11 protein-coding genes are annotated in these 19705 nt (G+C 66.8%); 8 read left to right on the forward strand and 3 right to left on the reverse strand.

What is annotated here, in order from left to right; all coding sequences use genetic code 11:
• Positions 1 to 333: 333 nt before the first annotated feature.
• The 4 genes from llg_RS12880 (at position 334) to llg_RS12895 (ending at position 11094) form a co-directional block, all read left to right on the forward strand.
• On the forward strand, positions 334 to 5235 hold the full coding sequence (locus llg_RS12880) for an autotransporter-associated beta strand repeat-containing protein (RefSeq protein ID WP_338285076.1): 4902 nt from the start codon (positions 334 to 336) through the stop codon (positions 5233 to 5235).
• 581 nt (positions 5236 to 5816) lie between these two features.
• Entirely contained in the window at positions 5817 to 8189 is a 2373-nt protein-coding gene (locus llg_RS12885) for an autotransporter-associated beta strand repeat-containing protein (protein WP_338285077.1), read from the forward strand.
• Between the two features lie 370 nt (positions 8190 to 8559).
• Positions 8560 to 9897, forward strand: coding sequence for a phosphoglucosamine mutase (glmM, locus tag llg_RS12890; protein ID WP_338285078.1), 1338 nt, complete (start codon positions 8560 to 8562; stop codon positions 9895 to 9897).
• A gap of 252 nt (positions 9898 to 10149) precedes the next feature.
• Positions 10150 to 11094, forward strand: a complete 945-nt coding sequence (locus llg_RS12895; protein ID WP_338285079.1) for an SGNH/GDSL hydrolase family protein — start codon at positions 10150 to 10152, stop codon at positions 11092 to 11094.
• A 73-nt stretch (positions 11095 to 11167) separates the two neighbouring features.
• Here llg_RS12895 and llg_RS12900 read toward each other — a convergent pair whose 3' ends face one another.
• From llg_RS12900 to llg_RS12910, 3 genes are all read right to left on the reverse strand, one after another.
• Positions 11168 to 11650: a hypothetical protein gene (locus llg_RS12900; RefSeq protein WP_338285080.1), complete on the reverse strand. Its 483-nt coding sequence runs from the start codon at positions 11648 to 11650 to the stop codon at positions 11168 to 11170.
• Complete coding sequence (locus llg_RS12905) at positions 11647 to 12141, reverse strand: hypothetical protein (RefSeq protein WP_338285081.1); 495 nt, start codon at positions 12139 to 12141, stop codon at positions 11647 to 11649. Before llg_RS12905 ends, llg_RS12900 begins: the two co-directional genes overlap by 4 nt.
• A gap of 163 nt (positions 12142 to 12304) precedes the next feature.
• Positions 12305 to 12829 (reverse strand): hypothetical protein, encoded by a 525-nt coding sequence (locus llg_RS12910; protein ID WP_338285082.1) that lies wholly within the window; start codon positions 12827 to 12829, stop codon positions 12305 to 12307.
• 73 nt (positions 12830 to 12902) lie between these two features.
• On the opposite strand from llg_RS12910, the gene llg_RS12915 reads away from it, so the two are divergent.
• From llg_RS12915 to llg_RS12930, 4 genes are all read left to right on the forward strand, one after another.
• A complete protein-coding gene (locus llg_RS12915; RefSeq protein WP_338285083.1) occupies positions 12903 to 14051 on the forward strand; it encodes a hypothetical protein in 1149 nt (382 codons plus the stop codon).
• 139 nt (positions 14052 to 14190) lie between these two features.
• Positions 14191 to 14781: a hypothetical protein gene (locus llg_RS12920; protein ID WP_338285084.1), complete on the forward strand. Its 591-nt coding sequence runs from the start codon at positions 14191 to 14193 to the stop codon at positions 14779 to 14781.
• Positions 14782 to 14937: 156 nt separating this feature from the next.
• On the forward strand, positions 14938 to 17076 hold the full coding sequence (locus tag llg_RS12925; RefSeq protein ID WP_338285085.1) for a glycosyl hydrolase: 2139 nt from the start codon (positions 14938 to 14940) through the stop codon (positions 17074 to 17076).
• Positions 17077 to 17348: 272 nt separating this feature from the next.
• Entirely contained in the window at positions 17349 to 19379 is a 2031-nt protein-coding gene (locus tag llg_RS12930; RefSeq protein WP_338285086.1) for a GDSL-type esterase/lipase family protein, read from the forward strand.
• Positions 19380 to 19705: the final 326 nt, after the last annotated feature.

Here is a 19705-nt window from a genome sequence, read left to right on the forward strand (position 1 = left end):
TTCGTTGCGATGAGCGCGTCCCGCTCCGTGGTCTCTGGAGGCGGGGTGAGTGCTGCGGACGGAATTCCCCGCTGGTGATCTCGGCGAGAGTATTCTGCCGTTTCCTCATTTGGTTTCCGTGGTAAGCGCGTGGAAGGCTTGTAGTTATTGGCCTTTCCGGCGTCGCAAACGTCCCATGATGCCCGTTCATCGTCGAAACGGATTTCCATGTTTACCAGTGATACTAGGGGGTGGGTTGGAGGAAGCGGAGGGTAGGGGGATGGTGCGAGGCATAGAGCTGGAATCCGAGCCCGCCCCTCGTGCCAGCGCCCCCGATCCCACCACACGACCACCATGAAACCCAAGCGCATCGCGTTCTCCCTCCTCACCACCTTCTCCCTGGCTTGCAGCCTGGTGCCCGCGGCACGCGCGGCGAACATCACCTTCACGCTCACGCCGACCACCGGCACGTGGAGCACGGACACCTGGTCGACCGCGATCAACACGATCGCCGCCGGTGACATCGCGGAGAGCAACACGGTGGCCAGCACCAGCACGGCGCTCGATACTCCGGTCACGCTCGGCCAGCTCCAGACCGGCACCACCGCCGGGGCGATCTGGTCCCTCACCGGCACCGCGAACACCATCACCCTGAACGGCACCGGCCTGACCTCGAACGCCTTCGGAAACGCCGGCGTGGCCGCCATCGTTTCCCGCAATACCGGCGGAAACCTCACCGTCGCCCCGCCGCTGAGCTTCGGTGCCACGGTGCTCGACGCGGGCACGACCAGCACCGGCACGCTGACCCTTTCCGGCGGCCTCACCGCCACCGCGGCGCAGACGCTGAACATCCGCAACAACGGCACCGGCGGCACCACCATCTCCGGCCCGGTCGGTGCGACCGGCAGCGCGATTTCCATCGCGAACCGCGGCACCAGCACCGGTACCACGGTCATTTCCGGCGCGCTCGGTGCGAACGTCGCCAGCGTCACCCAGAACAGCACCACCTCCGCGCTCACCCTTTCCGGCGCGAACGCCTCGTTCGTGGGTTCGGTCAGCGTGGTGACCGGCACGCTCAACACCGGCTCCACCGGCTCGCTCGGCGGAACCACCTCGCTCTCCCTCAATGGCGGCACCGCGATCAATGCCACGGTGGCTGGCGTGACCAGCGCGGGCAATCCCACCATCGCGCTCAACGGCAACGTCACCTACAACGGCAACACGCTGAACCTCGGCACCGGCGCGGTGACGCTCTCCGGCCTGAACGTCGGCATCATCACCAACTCGACGAACAACCTCACGATCGGCGGCAACATCAGCGGCTCCTCGTCGCTCACGAAGAACGCGCAGAGCAACGGCTCCTTCACCAACATGGGCGCGCTGGTGCTCAATGGCACCAACTCCTACACCGGCGGCACCATCATCCAGCAGGGCCAGATCCAGTTCGGCTCCGCCGCCTCCATCCCCGCCACCGGCAGCGTGCTGCTCGCCCCGCTCGCCGTGAACTCGGTGAACTACGAGGGTGCCGCCGCGATCTTCAACTTCGGCTTCACCCAGACCGAGCTCAACAAGCTCTCCACCGCCTCCGTCGGCATCGCCGGTCTCGGCGCGAACAACGCCAGCGCGCTCGATTTCACGAACTACCCCACCGTCAGCCTCGGCACCCAGGGGAACTTCACCTACAGCGGCACGCTCACGCCGTGGTCGAACGGCACCACCGCCACCTACTATCTCGGTGGTAGCGGCAACCAGGCGGCGAACGCGAACAGCGTGCTCACCGTTTCCTCCGTGCTCGGAAACGCGGGCTCCATCGCCACCGGCCTCACCGTCGATCCCACCTTCGCGGGCTTCGGTCCGGGCAGCGTCACGCTCAACGCCGTGAACACCTACACCGGTGCCACCCGCGTGAACACCGGCACGCTGAAGCTGGACTTCGCGGGCAACGCGGGCAGCAACACCAGCAACCTCATCTCCAGCAGCTCGGCGCTCACGCTCGCGAACTTCGGCACGCTCAACGTGGCGGGCAAGTCGGCGAACACCAACAGCCAGACCTTCGCCGGTCTCACCCTGGCGGGCAGCAATTCCACCATCAGCGCCACCCAGAACAGCGCCACCAGCCTGACCGCCGCCTTCGGCGTGATCTCCCGCACCTCCAATGGCACGGTGACCTTCAGCTCGGTGCCCACCACCGGCGGCTTCACCACGACCAACGCGCTGGACTCGTCCGGCCTGCTCGGCGCGTGGGCCACCGTCGGCACCGGCACCGCCACCCGTTACGCCACCATCACCGGCGGCAACATCGCCGCCTACTCCGCGGGCACCGCCGCCGCCACCGCCGCGCTGCTCACCGATGTCACCGGCCTGGTGAACTACGATCTCGCCGCCGGTGGCTCGCTTCCGGGCACCACCACGCTCTCCACCATCCGCTACACCGGCGCGGCCGGCAGCACCGACATCGGCGCTTCCAACCTCACGCTCAATGGCGTGCTCAACGCCGGCACCGGCGCGGCCACCATCACCAGCAGCAGCACCGGCAGCGTGGTGATCGGATCCACCAGGGACTTGGTGCTGAACTCCGCGAACGCCGCGATCTTCATCAACGCCCCGATCGTCGACAACGGCCTCGGTGCTTCCTCGGTGACCGTCACCGGCAACAGCGGCACCCAATACGCCGTGTTCCAGAAGGCCAGCACCTACACCGGCGGCACCTTCATCAATGGCAACGTCGCCGTGCAAGCGGCCACCGGCGGCTTCGGCACCGGCACCGTCACCTTCAGCGGCGGCCAGCTCAATGCCGAGACCAACGCCATCACCATCGCCAACCCGCTGGTGTTCACCCAGGGCACCTCGACCACGCTCAATCCCAACAACCAGAGCCTCACCCTCACCGGCGCGGTCACCGGCACGGGCACCATGTTCGTCGGCGACGGCGGCTCGTTCAGCTCGCTCATCCTGAGCTCGGACATGAGCGGCTTCAACGGCACCATCATCTTCAACGCTGGTGGCAACAACGGTGACAACTTCCAGATGGGGAACACTTCGGCGGCGAACAACAACCTCTCCCGCACCACCGTCATCGGCCTGAACGCCGGCACCCGCCGCTGGAACCTCGGCTCGGCTCCCTGCCTCCAGGTCGGCGCGCTCTCCGGCTCGCTGACCCTGATCACCGGCGGCACCCTCCAGGTGGGCGCGCTGAACACCGACACCAGCTTCGGCGGCGGCACCGCCAGCAACATGGCCTACACCAAGGTCGGCACCGGCACCTGGACGCTCAATGGCTCCGGCGGCATGGGCAACACCGGCGTCGCCGTGAACAACGGCGTCCTCCGCGTGGACGAGAGCAGCATGGGCACGCCCACCAACTTCCTGACCTCCTCCGGCCTCACCTTCAACGGCGGCACCTTCCAGCTCTTCGGCAAGGGCTCCGCCGCGCAGAACAGCTCGCAGGCCTTCAGCGCCACCACCGTCAATCCCGGTGCCTCCACCCTCCGCGTGGAAGCCAACGGCGGCCTCGGCACCGTGGCCACGCTCGCCAACATCAACCGCACCACCACCGTCGGCGTGAACGGCGGCGGCACCCTGGACTTCATCCTGCCCTCCGGCACCCAGAGCGCCAGCAACGGCATCACCACCACCTCCACCGCCAGCGTGCTCGGCGGCATCATGGTCCAGGCCAATACCAACTCGGTGGCCTACGCCACGGTGAACGCCACCGATTGGGCCGCGCTGAGCGGCAACAACGTCGTGGCCTACACCGGCTACTCCGCGGGCTTCACCGGAAACGGCGAGATCGGAGCGGGCGCCTCCGCCACCGCCGCTACCGCGAACTCCGTCCGCTTCGCTACCGATGCCGCCACGCTCACCCTGAGCGGCGCGAACCAGATCATCACCGGCGGCGTGCTCGTGACCTCCACGGTTTCCACCGGCGCCCTCATCACCGGCGGCACCCTCACCACCGGCGGCGGCCGCGAGTTCGTCTTCATCGACCACGGCAAGCTCACCGTCGACTCCCAGCTCGTCAACAACGCCGGTGGCTCCACCATGCTGACGAAGAGCGGCGGCGGCACGCTGACCCTCACCAATGCCGCCAACGCCCACAGCGGCATCAACTACCTCACCGGCGGCGTGCTCAACATCGCCGCCGCGGGCGTCCTCGGCACCAGCACCGCTGCGAACGCGATCAGCTTCAATGGCGGCACGCTCCAGCTCGGCGCGTCCGGCATCGACCTCAGCGGAAAGGGCATCAACCTCGGCTACAAGGGCGGCACGATCGACACCAATGGCTTCGCCACCACCTACGGCGGCGTGATCGCCAGCTCCCAGGCGGTGACCGGCACCACCAGTGAAAACACCGGCGGCCAGTTCACCTTCACCAAGACCGGTGCGGGCACCCTCCTGCTCACCGGCACCCAGACCTACTCCGGTGCCACCTCGGTGACCGGCGGCGAACTGGACGTGGATGGCAGCCTCGCCGCGGCCAGCGCCGTCACCGTGGCCACCGGCGGCAAGCTGGGTGGCAACGGCACCGTCGCCGGCAAGGTGACCGCCGCGGGCACCATCGCCCCGGGTGGCACCAGCGCGGCCGGCACCCTCACCGCCGGTGCCACCACCCTGACCGGCACCCTCGCCATCGAGGTGAACGGCGGCAGCGCCGACGCCCTCCAGGTGAACGGCAACTTCGACATCACCGGCGCCACCTTGAGCGTGTCCCTGCTCGGCGGCGGCTTCACCGCCCCGTCCTACACCATCGCCCAATACACCGGCACCCTCACCGGCACCTTCGCCTCCGTGCCCGTCGGCTACGCCGTGGCCTACAACGCTGGTATCGGCGGCAACCAGATCGTGCTCACCCAGGTGGCGGGCTACGATACCTGGGCCTCCGGCGCGGGCCTCACGGTCTTGAACAACGGCTTGTCCGACGATCCGGACCACGACGGTATCCCGAACCTGCTGGAATACATCCTCGGCGGCAACCCGCTGGTTTCCTCCAGCGCCCCGCTTCCGGTCCGCAGCGAGAACGCCACCAACGTCCTGCTCACCTTCAAGCGCAGCGACGCCTCCGAAGGTGACACCACCCTGAAGGCCCAGTGGAGCACCAACCTCTCCACCTGGACGGACATCGCCATCGGTGCCTCCAGCTCCAGCGGCGTCACGGTCACCGAGAACGGCTCCGCCGACGATGACGTGGTCGTCTCCGTGCCGAAGTCCAATGCCGTGGGCGGCAAACTCTTCGTCCGCCTCAAGGCCACGAAGTAAGCCAGGGACCCGGGGCCTTTCCGTCCCGTTTCCTCGATGTGAAGGCGCGCGGGGTGCCCCTCTCCAAGGGGGGCACCCCGTGTCGTATGGTGGCTCTTCTCCACGTGGCCACGTTCGGGAGAACGTGGGCGGTGAAGATCCGCCAACACCCCCGCACCTCCGGTCCGCGTTATAGGCGCCGGGGTGAATCGGCAATCCACCCAGCCCCAACGGGGCGTCATGTGACAGCCCGGGGCATCGCCCCGGGGACTGGACGTGGATGGCGACGAGCCCTGTAAGGGCGGAATGACGGGGGCAAACGGCATCATCGCCAGCATTCCGCCCTTACAGGACTCGGTCCTTTCCTCCCTCGTGCCCCCAGGGCGATGCCCTGGGCTGTCACATGACGCCCCGTTGGGGCTGACCATGCCGCCGATGGTTGTGGAAGCCGATGTTGCGGAGGGTGTCTTCCGGGGCAGCCGGGTGACGGGGCCACGGTTACCAGTGGCACCGCGTGGAGGCTCGGTGGTGGCGGATGTTTTCCATAGTCCAATGAGGGTCACGGCGGTGATCGCCGTTGGCAGGATTTCTCCCTCGTTCCGATGAAGCTGAAACGTTTCCTTCCGGCCCTGCTGGGCTCCACCGTGGTGCTCTCCCCCCTGGCCGCGTCCGCCGCGAGCCAGTACTTCGACACCACCAATGCCAGCGGCCTCACCGCCGGAACGGCTACCTGGGACACGGGCGTCACCGCCGCGTGGGCGAACAGCGCCGCACCGGGTACGGCGTCTCCAGTAGTTTGGATCGCCGGGAGCGACGCGTTCTTCCAGACCGGCGGCACGAACACCGTGACCGTCAGCGGCACGGTGGATGCGAACTCGCTCACCCAGACGGTGAACGGCACCGCCACCACCATCGGCGGCGGTACCCTCCAGATCGGCGCGGGCGGCGTGGCGAACACCGGCAACCAAACGCTCGTCCTGAACTCCGCCATCACCCTGACCGCGGGCCAGGCCTGGAACGCCGCCAGCGCGATCACCGTGGGCGGCGCGATCGGCGGCACCGGCTTCGGCATCACGAAGAACGGCACCGGCGCGCTCACCTTCTCCGCCGGGAACGGCTACACCGGCGCGACCTCGGTGGCCAATGGCAACCTCACCCTCGCGGCCGCGGGCGGCACCATCGCCAACTCCGACCTGACCATCGGCACCGGCACCGGCACGGGAAACAACGTCTCGTTCACCATCGCCGCGCCGACTGCCGCCGGCTCGGTCCAGCGGACCAAGAGCCTGTCATGGAACGGCGGCGTGCTGGGCGGCAACAACGGCAGCGCCTTCGTGGTGAATGGATCGTCGGCTGGAAACACCATCGAGAACTTCGGCGTCCTCACGCTCTCCTCCGGCGTGCTGCGCGGCTCGGTGGCGGCGAACGCGGCGTCCAACACCCGGCTCGTGTTCGACAGCGCCAGCCGCTCGGCCGGCACCACGCTCTACCTCGGCCGCAGCACCACCGCCATCGGCGGCAGCACGATCGCCAGCCAGACCGCGAACACGGCGAACGTCGTCTTCACCACCGCGCCCGCGCTGTCCGGAAACGGCGGCACCGGCACCAGCGTCAGCATCGTTCCGTGGGCGGATGTCGGCACCGTGCTGGCCACCTACGATGCCACCAATGGCCTGCGCGCGCTGAACACCTCCACCGAAATGGCCACCCTGGCCAGCGGTATGAGCCTCGGCACCGGCACCGCCGGCCAGAACGCGAAGGTCTCCGCGAACACCTCGCTGGCCGCGGACACCACCGTCAACTCGCTCTACGGCACCGGAGGCACCGTCAGCTTCGGCTCGGACGCCACGCGGCTCAACGTGTCCAGCGGCGCGATCCTCGCCAGCGTCGGCTTCACGATCGGCTCCGGCACCGCGGGCGGAAACGGCATCGTCGATTTCAAGACCGCCGAGGGCCACATCTTCGTCGAGAACACCCGCACGCTCACCGTCAACAGCGCCATCGCCGGCTCCGGCGGACTCACCGTCTACCTGGACAATTTCAACGCCAGCTCCGCCAACCTCGTCCTGGCCGGGGCGAACACCTACACCGGGGTCACCACCTTCTCGGGGAACAATGCCGCGCTCACCGTGCGCCTCACCCACTCGCTGGCGCTGCAGAACACCACGCTCGATTACAACAACTACGGCGCCTCTCTCTCCTTCGGCAATGGCGGCACCACCGGCCAGACCGCCTACACCTTCGGCGGGCTGAAAGGCGCGCAGGGGATCACGCTGGCGAACAACAACACCACCGCCGCCGCCGTGGCCCTCACCGTGGGCGGCAATGGCGACACCACCACCTACAGCGGCAACCTGCAGAACGGCTCCGGCGGGGCCGCCGGTGGCAGCCTGGTGAAGACCGGCACCGGCACGCTCACCCTTTCCGGCACGAACACCTACTCCGGCGGCACCACCGTGTCCGCGGGCGGGCTCCGTGCCGCGAACGTCTCGGCCGTCGGCACCGGCCCGGTGTTGGTCAATGGCGGCTCGCTCACCACCGCGGTGGCGAATCTCGGCACCGGCGCGCTCACCTTGCAGTCCGGATCGATCTCCGCGAACGATGCCGCCACCGGCACCTTCACCCTGGGCGTGAACCAGGCCTTCACCATGAGCGGCGGCACGCTGGCGCTCTCGTTCGCCTCCGCCTCCAGCTACGACCAGATCCTCGGCAGCGGCACCGGCACCTTCTCGTTGACCGGTGGCAATCTCGACCTGACCAACTCGGTCACCGACTACACCGCCAGCTATCAGGTTCTCAGCGGCTTTGCCTCCGGCTCCTCCAGCGGGATCAGCATCATCAACTACAACACCGCGAACTACCTCGCGAACCTCAGCAATTCCGGCCTGCTCACCTTCACCGCTGTCCCGGAGCCCGGCACCTGCCTCCTTGGCGGGCTGGCCACGCTGCTCCTCCTCCGCCGCAGGCGTCAGTAGCACAAGCATTCCTGCTTGTGGGAGGGAAGACTCGCGAACGTCCTCGCACGTTCAGTCCGCCGCGAATCTTCCCCGCACGCAAGGCAGGAGCCTCGCGCCACCTGGAAAATTTTCTCGCGAACTTATCCCCGGGAAACGAAAAATTACCCGCTGGGAATGTCGCGGGCGTCCGTGGCGTTACGGAGCTTGATCTAGAACATTTGTTCTACCCCAATCGTTTTGTGGTCCCACCCGCGGGCCGGTAGTATTTCCGTCCCTGAGGTCTAGCCATCCGCGGATTGCTCCGCGCGGAAGGCCTCGCTCCCCGCCGAAGAATTGCATTGGAATTATGAGCAACCGACTGTTTGGAACCGACGGCATTCGCGGCCGCGTGAATGAATTTCCCATCACCGCCGAGGTCGCCCTCCGACTCGGAAAGGCCATCGCCCGCGTGCTGCGTTCCTCCGGTCCGAACCGGAACCGCGTGCTGCTCGGCAAGGACACCCGCATTTCCGGCTACATGCTCGAAACCGCGATGACCAGCGGCCTGGTCTCGATGGGCATGGACGTCTTCATGGTCGGCCCGATGCCCACCCCCGGCGTGGCCCACCTTACCAAGTCCATGGGTGCCGCCGCTGGCATCATGCTCACCGCCTCCCACAATCCCTACGAGGACAACGGCGTGAAAATCTTCGGCCCGGATGGCTACAAGATCTCCGATGAGATCGAGGACGTCATCGAGCGCCACATCCTCGGCGAGGAGCCCGAGGCCGCCCCCGTGCCGCCGCGCCAGATCGGCAAGGCCCACCGCATCGATGACGCCCGCGGCCGCTACATCGAGTTTGCCAAGCACACCGCCGACAACATCTCGCTCCACGGCCTGAAGGTGGTCGTCGATTGCGGCCACGGCGCGGCCTACTTCATCGCCCCGCTCATTTTCAAGGAACTCGGCGCCGAAGTCATCACCGCCGGCATCGGCCCGGACGGCACCAACATCAACGACGGCTGCGGCGCCTTGTTCCCGGAGAACGCCGGTGAACTCGTCCGCCGCTTCAATGCCGACCTCGGCATTTCCTTCGATGGCGACGCCGACCGCGTGATCTTCACCGATTCGAACGGCCAGGTCGTCAGCGGCGACCGCATCCTCGCCCTCTGTGCCATCGCCATGAAGGAGCAGGGTCGCCTCAAGAACGACACGCTGGTCTGCACCACCATGAGCAACCTCGGCCTCCACGAGTCCATGCGGAAGCACGGCATCAAGGTGGAAACCACCGGCGTGGGCGACCGCAACGTCATCGAGGCGATGCGGAAGGGCGGCTACACCTTCGGCGGCGAGAACTCGGGTCATTTGATCTTCTCCGAACATGCGACCACCGGCGACGGTATCCTCAGCGCCCTGCAGGTGCTGCGCATGATGCGTGACAAGAACGCCACCCTGGCGACGCTCGCCTCCATCATGCAGGAGTATCCGAGCCAGATGGCGAACATCCCGGTGCCCTCCAAGCCGCCGCTCGATTCGCTGCCGAAGCTCAAGAAGCTCATGAAGCAGGCGACCAAGGAATTCGGCACCGAGGGCCGCCACCTGATCCGCTACTCCGGCACCGAGAAGAAGCTCCGCGTCCTCGTCGAGCACCGCCAGATCGAGGAAGCCCGCCTCTGGCTCAGCAAGTTCGCCGCCGCCATCCGCGATGAGATCGGCACCGGCACCGGAAAGACCACCGGCGTCTGAGGAGTATAGGGAGCGTCTTTTTGCCTGAGACGCTGTCTGATCATCCGCACTCACCGCTGCGGTGGGCCTTGATTTGACAAAATTGACAGGATTTTCAGAATTCACAAAATGGGAAAAGAGGTCGGCACGTGATGCCATCGGAGCTTCTCCTCTTCTGTTAATTCTGAAAAATTCTGTTAATTCTGTCAAAAAGGGCCCGAGGAGGTGGGTGGAGATGACTTTTCGGACGGCTTTTGACGCTCCCTTGCTTCCATGAACCCATTCCGCCGTCTCGTCCGCGCCACCATGATTCTGGTGGCGCTCGCCAGCCCTCTCTCCGCCCAAACCGCGGCTCCGACCGCGAAGCTCCCCGAGGGCGTGAAGCGCGTCCTCTTCCTCGGCGATAGCATCACCTACGCCGGCCAATACACGGCCTACGTCGAGACCTACTTCCTCACCCGGGACAAGGCCGCGCGTTACGAATTCCTCGATCTCGGGCTCCCCAGCGAGACCGTCTCCGGCCTCTCCGAGCCCGGTCACGCCGGCGGCAAGTTTCCCCGCCCGGACCTCCACGAGCGCCTCGCCCGCGTGCTCCCGCAGGTGAAGCCCGACCTCGTCTTCGCCTGCTACGGCATGAACGACGGTATCTACCTGCCGTTCGATGAAACCCGCTTCAAGGCCTACCAGGACGGCTGCACCTGGCTCCGCGGCGAGGTGTTGAAAACCGGCGCGAAGTTCGCCTCCATCACCCCGCCGGTCCACGATGCGGTGAAGGGCGGCAAGCCCGGCTACAACGACGTCCTCACCCGTTACAGCGATTGGCTGCTCTCCCAGAAACCCACCGGCTGGCCGGTGGTCGATCTCCACGGCCCGATGACCGCCTACCTCGAGGCGAAGCGGAAGGACGACCCCGCCTTCTTCCTCGCGCCCGATGGCGTCCACCCCGCCGATGAAGGCCACTGGGTGATGGCCCGCGAGATCCTGAAATTCCTCGGCGCGAAGGACGTCGCGGACGTGAAAAGCGCCACCGACATGGCCGCTGTCCACCCTCACGGTGCGGAAATCCTGAAGCTCGTCCTCCAGAGCGAGAACCTCCTCAAGGACGCCTGGCTCACCGCCACCGGCCACCAGCGCCCCGGCATGGCCAAGGGCCTCCCCCTCGACCAGGCCGAAGCCAAGGCCAAGGAAATCGCGAAGCAGATCGAGGCCCTTCAGTAGCACAAGCATTCCTGCTTGTGAGTGGGAGCGCCCGCGCACTCCCTCCGAATGACTGTCCTTCCCGCGCACGCCCCTACCTCACCCACGGCGACACCACTTCGTAGAAACTGAGGGCGAGCGCCGTGTCCAGCACCGCTTGGGCGGAAGCCTTCTGGTCCGGGGTCCGGGCTTTCTCGACGGAGATGACCAGCGGACTGAGGAAGTCCTCGTCGAACTGCCGGATCTGTCGCTGCATTTGGCTTGGTTCCCGGAAGTCCTGGAGATCGTTTTCCTCCCTCAGCGCTTGAATGAAGGCCCGGTAGGCCGTTTGGACCTGGAGCTCCGCCAGTCGCTTTCCCTCTGGAGTGGTTGCTTGCTCCATGACCTCCTTCGCGTTGTGCAGGTTGAGCTTCTGGATCTCGCGGTTCCGGATGGCCTGAAAGATGGCGATGGCGTTCGTCCTCTCTTGGGTATGCCGCGCGGTCTGCAGGTCCCGCTGGCGGTAATGGTTCGTCACCAGCACGGAGAGCGTCACGGCCACCGCCACGGCTAAAACGGATTGGAATCGCGGGTTCATGGCGCGGTGGGGTGGACGGTTTGTTCGTAGGACTGGGCCAGCAGGGTCTTCATCCGGGTTCTGGCCGGGCTCGCGGGGTCGTTGCCTTCCTGCGCGATGGCATTCCACGCCGCCTCGGCCAATTGCCGCTGATAGGCCGCGAGGATCCCGGCCTCGCCCGGCGACGTGCTGTCGATATCGGCCTGCCTGCAGGCACTCAGGGCCTCCCGCTTGGCCAGCCACGCCATCAGCACCGGGCCGCGCAGGCTTGGCACCTCGATGAGAGCCTCTGCGGATTGGTTCGCCGGTATGGCGTCCCTCGCGGCGAGCAGTTCGAGTTGCCGCTGGTTGTCCAGTTGGATCGCGGCGAAGGCCTTGCGGCAGCCTTCCTGTTTGGCGGTGATCGCGCGCTGCCTCACGGACCACCCGGTCGCCGCCATGGCGACGAGGAGGAGAAGGGCAGGGATCACCACCCGCTTCGAGAGCCACGGACGCTGGGACGGCTGGGTCATGGAGTGGTGTTAGATTGGGGCCAGCCTCATCCCCTGGCAATCCTTTCGCGCCGTTGGCGATGTAGTCGAAAGCTCCGCTTTCGAATCGTCTCCGCCAGCTCCGTTGGCGGTGGCGGATGGTCCGAGCGACTTCCTTTCCGCGGAGAGAGCGAGGAGTTTTCCACTACCCCGGCAGCCCGTGCCAGAACGGATCCTCCCGCCAGCCCTCCGGCAGGAATTCGAAGATCGATCCCCTGGCCGCGATCTCCTTCCCGAAGGCCGTGCTCATGTAATACGGATCGGGAATCATCCCCACGCGCCCGAGGTCCAGCCGGTCGGCGTCCCAGCACGTGCCGATCGTCGGATCGGGATGATGCAGGCCGTCGGTGTGGCCGGTGCACGCGAGCCGCAGCAGCTCGAACCGCGCGTCATCCAGCGCGTACGCCGTTCCCCGTAGTTCCGCCGCATGTGCCGCCCCGCGCGCGCCATGCTCCGGATCGTGCCCGTCGTTCTCACGGCGGCTGTCGTGGAACAGCGCGAACAACCGCACCACGTCCACGTCCGCTCCGGTCCGCGTCGCCAGCAGCACCGCGTTCCGCTCCACCCGCCGCCAGTGGTCCGGCCCGTGGACGGTGTGCTCCCATTCCGGGCGATGCGAGCTGGCGGTGACCCTCCGCCACAGCGCGGGAAAATCGATCATGGACTTCATGGCCGGCGGCATCCTTCCGAAAACACCCGTCCCCTGCAATCTTTGCCCGGCTGGACGAGTAAAGATCGTTTCCATGTGGAAAGCCCTCGTTCTCGGCCTCGCGCTTGTCGGCTCCGTTTTCGCCGCACCGCCCGGGACCGTCATCGCGCACAGCCCCGCGTCCTCCGGGAAATACATCGGCTCGCCTTCGATCTGCGTGCTGCCGGACGGATCCTACCTTGCCAGCCATGATCTCTTCGGCCCGGGCTGCAAGGGCGAGCCGCTGGCATCCGGCGCGGTGTTCCGCTCCGGGGATCGGGGTGCCACTTGGCAGCGCGTCGCCGAGCTGAAGGGCTTCTTCTGGCAGGGCCTCTTCGTCCACCGCGGCGCGGCCTACGCCATGGGCACGGACCGCGAATACGGCCAGCTCGTCATCCGCCGCTCCACCGATGGCGGCCGTACCTGGACCGAGCCACTCGATGGTGCCCGCGGTCTGCTCGCCCCCGGCCAATGGCACACCGCTCCGGTGCCGGTCGTCGAGCACGGCGGGCGGGTGTGGCGCGCCGTGGAAACCGCCGATCGCAAGGCAAAGTGGGGCGAAAGCTTCAAGGCCCTCATGGCCTCCGCCCCCGTCGATGCCGATCTCTTGAAGGCGGAGAGCTGGACGTTTTCGAATGCCCTGCCGCGCGACACCGCCTGGCTCGGCGGGAAGTTCGAGGCCTGGCTGGAAGGCAATGCCGTGGTTACGCCGGAGGGCACCATGGCCGATCTCCTGCGCGTCGCCACCCCGGGCCTGCCGGAAAAGGCGGCATGGGTCACCGTCACCGCGGATGGGAAAACGGCGTCGTTCGATCCCGCCACCGGTTTTTCCAATCTCCCCGGCGGTGCGAAGAAATTCACCATCCGCCCCGATCCGAAGGGTGGGGGATACTGGACCATCGCCTCCATCACCGGGGAGAAGGAAGCCGCCGCGAATCCTCGCGATCCCGGCGCGATCCGGAATACCCTCGCCCTCCTCCACAGCCCCGACCTGCGGCAATGGATCGTGCGCTCCATTCTCCTGCATCACGACGATGTGGCTCGGCACGGGTTCCAATACGTCGATTGGCAATACGATGGAGACGACCTCATCGCCGCCTGCCGCACCGCTTGGGAAGATGAGGAAGGCGGCGCGCATTCGAACCACGATGCGAACCACCTCACCTTCCACCGCTGGAAGGATTTCCGGACCTTGCAGCGGTAAGCCCGCGCCGCCGCCTCCCGTCACCCCAGGGCGGAATCGCCTTGCGGCTGAAACCGGTCCGGACTGGAATGGCCGGGAAACATCCGCCACACGCACCACACGAAAGCGGTGCTCCGTTTTCCCGATGGATGACACGCTCATGAAAACCATCGTCCTCCTGCTGTGCGGCACCGCCATCGCGGCCGCAGCCCCCCGCAAGATCTGGACCTGGGATCCGGGTCCCCATGGAAACGGCGGACCCAGCCCGACCTACCGGGCGCTCCACGCCACGGGCTCCGATGAGAAGGGAGACACCGCGTTCATCATCGGGGAAATCAGTTCGGATCTCAGCAGCAATTTCCGTTATCGCATCGTGTGGTTGAACGCGAAGGGAACGGTCATCAAGGACGACCCGATCGACGCCAGCAGCGAGACCTACGCCGCGGTGCTGGGAGCGGAGGATAGTTCCCGCGATTGGCAGGTGCTCTCGGTCACGGCGACCACTCTCGTCGTGTCCACCTCCACCGAGCTGCGGACGTACAGCCTGAAGGGCAAGACCGTCACCCTCACCACCCGCACGGTGGACTCCGGTTCCGATCCCGGGTTCTCCGATTTCATCAAGCCCGCGGGAAAGTCCGAGTTCGCCGGATGGTATGAGCGGAAGATGCAGCGCGGCCCGATGTTCGTTTACACCGGAGGCACCTCCCAGGCATTCGACATTCTGGAGATCTCCGCGTGGAGCGAGAAATGAGCCTCGCTTCAGAGGCGCGCAGGTAGCGTCGCACGCCGGGGCGACCGGGCCACCACCCCCGTCCGCTCCCCGCGCTCCACCCCATCCCCCTGTCGCAACCCGTGCACTCCCGCTTGAAAACCATCCTCCTTCCCGCGGGTAACATCGGGTGCCCGCATGCTGCTGCCCACCACCACCCTCCGGCGATGCCTCCTCGCGCTCGCCGCGCTTCCGGCCACGGCCCTCTGCACTCCGCCGGAGATGCCAAAGCCCTGGGACCGCATCCATGATACCCCGCTCGCCGTGGCCGCGCGCGGGTTCGCCGAGCCGCCCGCCGATTACGCGAACCACGTGATCTGGGCCTGGGGCGCGCAGGTCAACGAGCAGACCATTCCCATCGACCTCGATGCCATGCAGGCGAAGGGCTTCCACGCCGTCATCATCGAGGCCGGTTACCGCATGCCCTTCGACTACCTCTCGGAGGGTTGGTTCAAGGCCATCGCCCTCGCGGTCAAGGAGGCAAAGAAGCGTGGCATGCGCGTGTGGATCATCGACGAGGGCAAGTACCCCAGCGGCTTCGCGGGCGGCAAGTTCACCCGCGAGCGCCCGGACCTCCGCATGCAGGGGCTCGTCCGCTGCGAGCCGATCGAGGTGAAAGCGGGCAAACCGCTCAAAGGCGCGAAGCTCGACCCCCGCGCGATCAGCGCCGTGGCCGTGAATGAAAGCGGCCAGCCGCCGCGCGCCGTCGCGATCCACGACCACCGTGTCGACTTCGATCCCGGCGCGCGCGCCTGGACCCTCGTCTCCGTGCGCCCCGGCTTCCAGACCTCGCCGACCCGCTCCGTCACCAACGCGAACGGCGAAAAGGACGCCACCAATTCCCTCTGCGATTTCCTCAATCCCGCCGCCGTGCGCCAGTTCATCGACTGGACCCACGAGCAGTACAAGCACGCCATCGGCGACGAGTTCGGGAAAACCGTGCTCGGTTTCCGCGGCGATGAACCGGACTTCTGGAACATCGTGCCGTGGACGCCGGGCATGGTCGCCACCTTCCAGCAGCGGAAGGGCTACGACCCCACCCCGTGGCTCGCCACCCTGCTCGCGCCGCCCACCGGCGAGCGGGAGAAACGCTTCCGCGCCGATTACTGGGATGTGTGGTCCGGCCTCTTCGCCGAGCACTTCTTCAAGCAACAGGCCGATTGGTGCGCCGCGAACGGACTGGCCTACGTGGTCCACATCAACTGCGAGGACCGCATGCCCGTCTGCGTCCGCAGCGAGGGCGATTTCTTCCGCGATCTCAGCCACGTCCAGATCCCCGGCGTCGATACCATCCGCAATCAGATCTGGCCCGGCACCGTCGCCGATTTCCCGAAGCTCGCGTCCTCCGTCGCCCACGTCTTCGGTCGCCCCCGCGTCTTCAGCGAGAGCTTCGCCGCCTACCAGGAGCCGATGACCCTGCCGCAGGCGAAATGGGTCGTGGACCACCAGCTCGCGCGCGGCATCAATTTCTTCGAGTTCATGCTCTGGCGCTCCGGAGGGAAGGGGCCCACCCGCTGGATGCAGGACCCGGGCATGAAGGACCTCAATGCCTACACCGCCCGTGCCACCTGGCTGCTCACGCTCGGCCGCCCCGGCGCGCGCGTCGCCGTCTATCATCCCACCTCCACGATGTGGCTCGGCGATGACTCCGTGGACGCCCCGCTCAATACCCTCGCGGACACCCTGCTGCGCCGCCAGTGCGATTTCGATTTCGTCAGCGAGGACGCCTTCGCCCGCGCCCTCACGGTGGGGCAGGGGAGTCTCGAAAACCAAAGCGGCCAGAGTTACACCACCCTCGTCATCCCGTCCATCGACGTCATTTCCGAAACCGCCTGGACGAAGATCCGTGCCTTCGCCGCCAGCGGCGGCCGCCTCCTGTTCTGGGGTCGGAAGCCGCGCCTGCTGTCCGGAAAAACCTTCGCCGATGCCACCCCGTTCCCCGATGACGTGACAGCCGCCTGGGAACCCACCGCACACTGGACCCCGGTGGTCGCCGCCGCCATGCCCGTGCCGGAGGTGAAGTTCGAAGGTTCCGGCCTCGATGCCATCCGCTACCAGCGCCGCATCCTGCCCGATGCCGAGATCGTCTTCCTCTTCAACCAAGGCGACAGCCCCGCGAAACTCATCGTCACCCCCACCGCCACCGGCTCCGTGCAATCCTGGGACGCCACCACCGGCACCATCACCGACCTCCCCGCCGAACCCGTGAAGGGCAAGCCCGTCCTCCACCTCGACCTCCCCGGTGGCGCCACCCGCTTCCTCACCATCGCGAAGTAGCGCAAGTTTCCAACTTGCGAATGGGCAGGCTCGCGAACTCCCTCGCACCTCCAGTCCGCCAAGTAGCGCGAGGCTCCAGCCTTGCGTGTTGGGCAGACTAGCGAACTCCCTTGTATGTCCAGTCCACCCTTGAAGGGTCAGGTGCCAGGAGCCAGGGGCCGGGCGCGCACAGGTCAACGAGTCAACGAGCCCCGCCGCATTTCGTGGACCACGCCACGAAAGAAATCCGTGCAAACTCCGTTTTGGGCCGTTGGAATTCATTTCCTCTCATCATGGCTCCTCATCGCAAACCCATCCTCGCGGCCCTGCTCTGGTCCGCCACTCCGCTCGCCGCCTTCGCGGTGACCGGCCCGCTCAATCCCGCCGACTACAAGGCCCCCGTTCGCATCGCCTGCGTCGGCGACAGCATCACCCAGGGCTCCGGGGCCGACCGCGGTCAGTCCTATCCCGATCAACTCCAGGACCTGCTCGGCGAACGCTGGGCCGTCAAAAACTTCGGCGTCAGCGGCCGCACCCTCCTGAAGAACGGCGACTTCCCCTACTGGAAAGAGGGCGCTTTCAAGAACGCCCAGGCCTACAACCCGGACGCCGTCGTCATCATGCTCGGCACGAACGACACCAAGCCGCAGAACTGGTCGCACAAGGCCGAGTACCGCTCCGACTACGCCGAGATGGTGAAGATCTTCCGCGACCTGCCCTCGAAGCCGAAGATCTTCATCTGCCGCCCCTGCCCGGTGCCGGAACCCGGCAACTACGGCATCAATGAAGCCGGCGTGAAAGAGGAGATCGTCATCCTCGATGACCTCGCGAAGGAGCTCGACCTCGGCGTCATCGACATCCACGCCTCGCTCGAGAAAACGCCCGAGCTGCTCCCGGACCGCGTCCACCCCAGCACCAAGGGCGCGGCCGTCATGGCCTCCACCGTTTACGCCTCCCTCACCGGCACCAAGGCCCCGGACCCCGCGCTGCAGGTGAAGCCGAACAGCTACTTCCGCACCGGCGCCGTCCTCCAGCGCGGCGCGCCGATCCCGGTGTGGGGCACCGCCCCGGATGGCAAGACCATCACCGTCGACTTCGCCGGCCAGAAGCTCGCCACCACCGCCCAGGGCGGCCATTGGAAGGTCACCCTGAAGCCCATGGACGCCAGCACCCAGCCGCGCACCATGACCATCACCGGCCCGGACAACACCGTCACCGCGGAAAACGTCCTCGTCGGTGACGTCTGGGTCGCCAGCGGCCAATCGAACATGGAGCGCCAGCTCGGACCGCGCGGCGGCCAGAAGGAGATCCTCGGTTGGAAGGAAGAGGTCGCGAAGGCCGATCACCCGCTCATCCGCCAGTTCTACGTCCCGCTCGCCAATGCCGCGAAGCCCGTCGAGGAACCGCGCGGCCGCTGGAGCGTCTGCTCGCCCGTCACCGCCGCGGACTTCACCGCCGTCGGCTACTTCTTCGCCCGCGATCTCCAGCCCTCCATCAAGGTGCCCGTCGCCCTGCTGTTCTCCGCGTGGGGCGGCACCGTCGCCGAGGCCTGGACCAGCCCGGAAACCCTCAAGGACATGCCGGACTTCAAGCCCGCCGTGGACGCCCTCGCCGCCCCCGGCGCGAAGTTCAACCAGAACACCCCCACCGCCCTCTACAATGCCATGATCGCCCCCGTCCTTCAGGTCCCCGTCAAGGGCGTGATCTGGTACCAGGGCGAGGCGAACAACCTCCGCGCCAAGCAATACCGCAGCGTGCTCCCCGCGCTCATCGCCGACTGGCGCGCGCGTTGGAACAACCCGAAGCTGCCGTTCCTCTTCGTCCAGATCGCGCCTTACAAGGACATGACTCCGGAGCTCCGCGAGGCCCAGCTCCTGTCATGGAAATCCACCCCCGGCACCGCCATGGTCGTCACCGCCGATGTCGGCGATGCCGCGGACATCCACCCCGCGAACAAGGGCCCCGTCGGTGCCCGCCTCGCCCTCGCCGCCCGCGCCCTCGCCTACGGCGAAAAGCTCGAATACTCCGGCCCCGTCTTCCGCGAGCTGAAGGTCCAGGGCAAGGACGCCTGGCTCGCCTTCGACCACGTCGGCAAGGGCCTCGAGGCCAAGGATGGCCCGCTCAAGGGCTTCACCCTCGCCGGGGCGGACGGAAATTTCGTCCCCGCCACCGCCGAGATCAAAGGCGACAAGGTCGTCGTCCGCGCCGAGGGCGTGGCAGCACCGGTGGCTGTCCGCTACGGCTGGGCGAACGTCCCGGACGTGAACCTCTTCAACCAGGCAGGCCTCCCCGCCACCCCCTTCCGCACCGACGTCGAACCCTGAAGGTAGGGCTGCAAAGGTAGGGTCGCACCGCCATGGCTGGGAGTAGGGACATTCTTGTCCCGTTCTTCCTTCTCGTCGAAAGGCCCCGTCCGCTCCCCCGGGCTCGTCCCATCCCATCCTCTGTGGGGGACGGCGCTCATCCCGCGAACGATGCTCCACCGCCCGGTCATCTCGGCGAGATGCCCCTACCTCCAGAGGCGCGCTGCAAAGGTAGGGTCGCACCGCCGGGGCGACCGGGTCGAGCGCTCCCGTCCGCTCCCCCGGGCGCGTCCCATCCCTTCGTCCAAGGGGACGGCGTTCATCCCGCGAACGCCCTCCACCGCCCG

The organism is Luteolibacter sp. LG18 (genome assembly GCF_036322585.1).
Taxonomy (GTDB): domain Bacteria; phylum Verrucomicrobiota; class Verrucomicrobiia; order Verrucomicrobiales; family Akkermansiaceae; genus Luteolibacter.

Bases quoted from the DNA above. Each gene is read 5' to 3' on its own strand.
- llg_RS12920 (WP_338285084.1), top strand. From the start codon at position 14,191: ATGAAAACCATCGTCCTCCTGCTGTGCGGCACCGCCATCGCGGCCGCA.
- llg_RS12915 (WP_338285083.1), top strand. From the start codon at position 12,903: ATGTGGAAAGCCCTCGTTCTCGGCCTCGCGCTTGTCGGCTCCGTTTTC.
- llg_RS12910 (WP_338285082.1), bottom strand. From the start codon at position 12,829: ATGAAGTCCATGATCGATTTTCCCGCGCTGTGGCGGAGGGTCACCGCC.
- llg_RS12880 (WP_338285076.1), top strand. From the start codon at position 334: ATGAAACCCAAGCGCATCGCGTTCTCCCTCCTCACCACCTTCTCCCTG.
- llg_RS12930 (WP_338285086.1), top strand. From the start codon at position 17,349: ATGGCTCCTCATCGCAAACCCATCCTCGCGGCCCTGCTCTGGTCCGCC.
- llg_RS12885 (WP_338285077.1), top strand. From the start codon at position 5,817: ATGAAGCTGAAACGTTTCCTTCCGGCCCTGCTGGGCTCCACCGTGGTG.
- llg_RS12895 (WP_338285079.1), top strand. From the start codon at position 10,150: ATGAACCCATTCCGCCGTCTCGTCCGCGCCACCATGATTCTGGTGGCG.
- llg_RS12905 (WP_338285081.1), bottom strand. From the start codon at position 12,141: ATGACCCAGCCGTCCCAGCGTCCGTGGCTCTCGAAGCGGGTGGTGATC.
- llg_RS12925 (WP_338285085.1), top strand. From the start codon at position 14,938: ATGCTGCTGCCCACCACCACCCTCCGGCGATGCCTCCTCGCGCTCGCC.
- llg_RS12900 (WP_338285080.1), bottom strand. From the start codon at position 11,650: ATGAACCCGCGATTCCAATCCGTTTTAGCCGTGGCGGTGGCCGTGACG.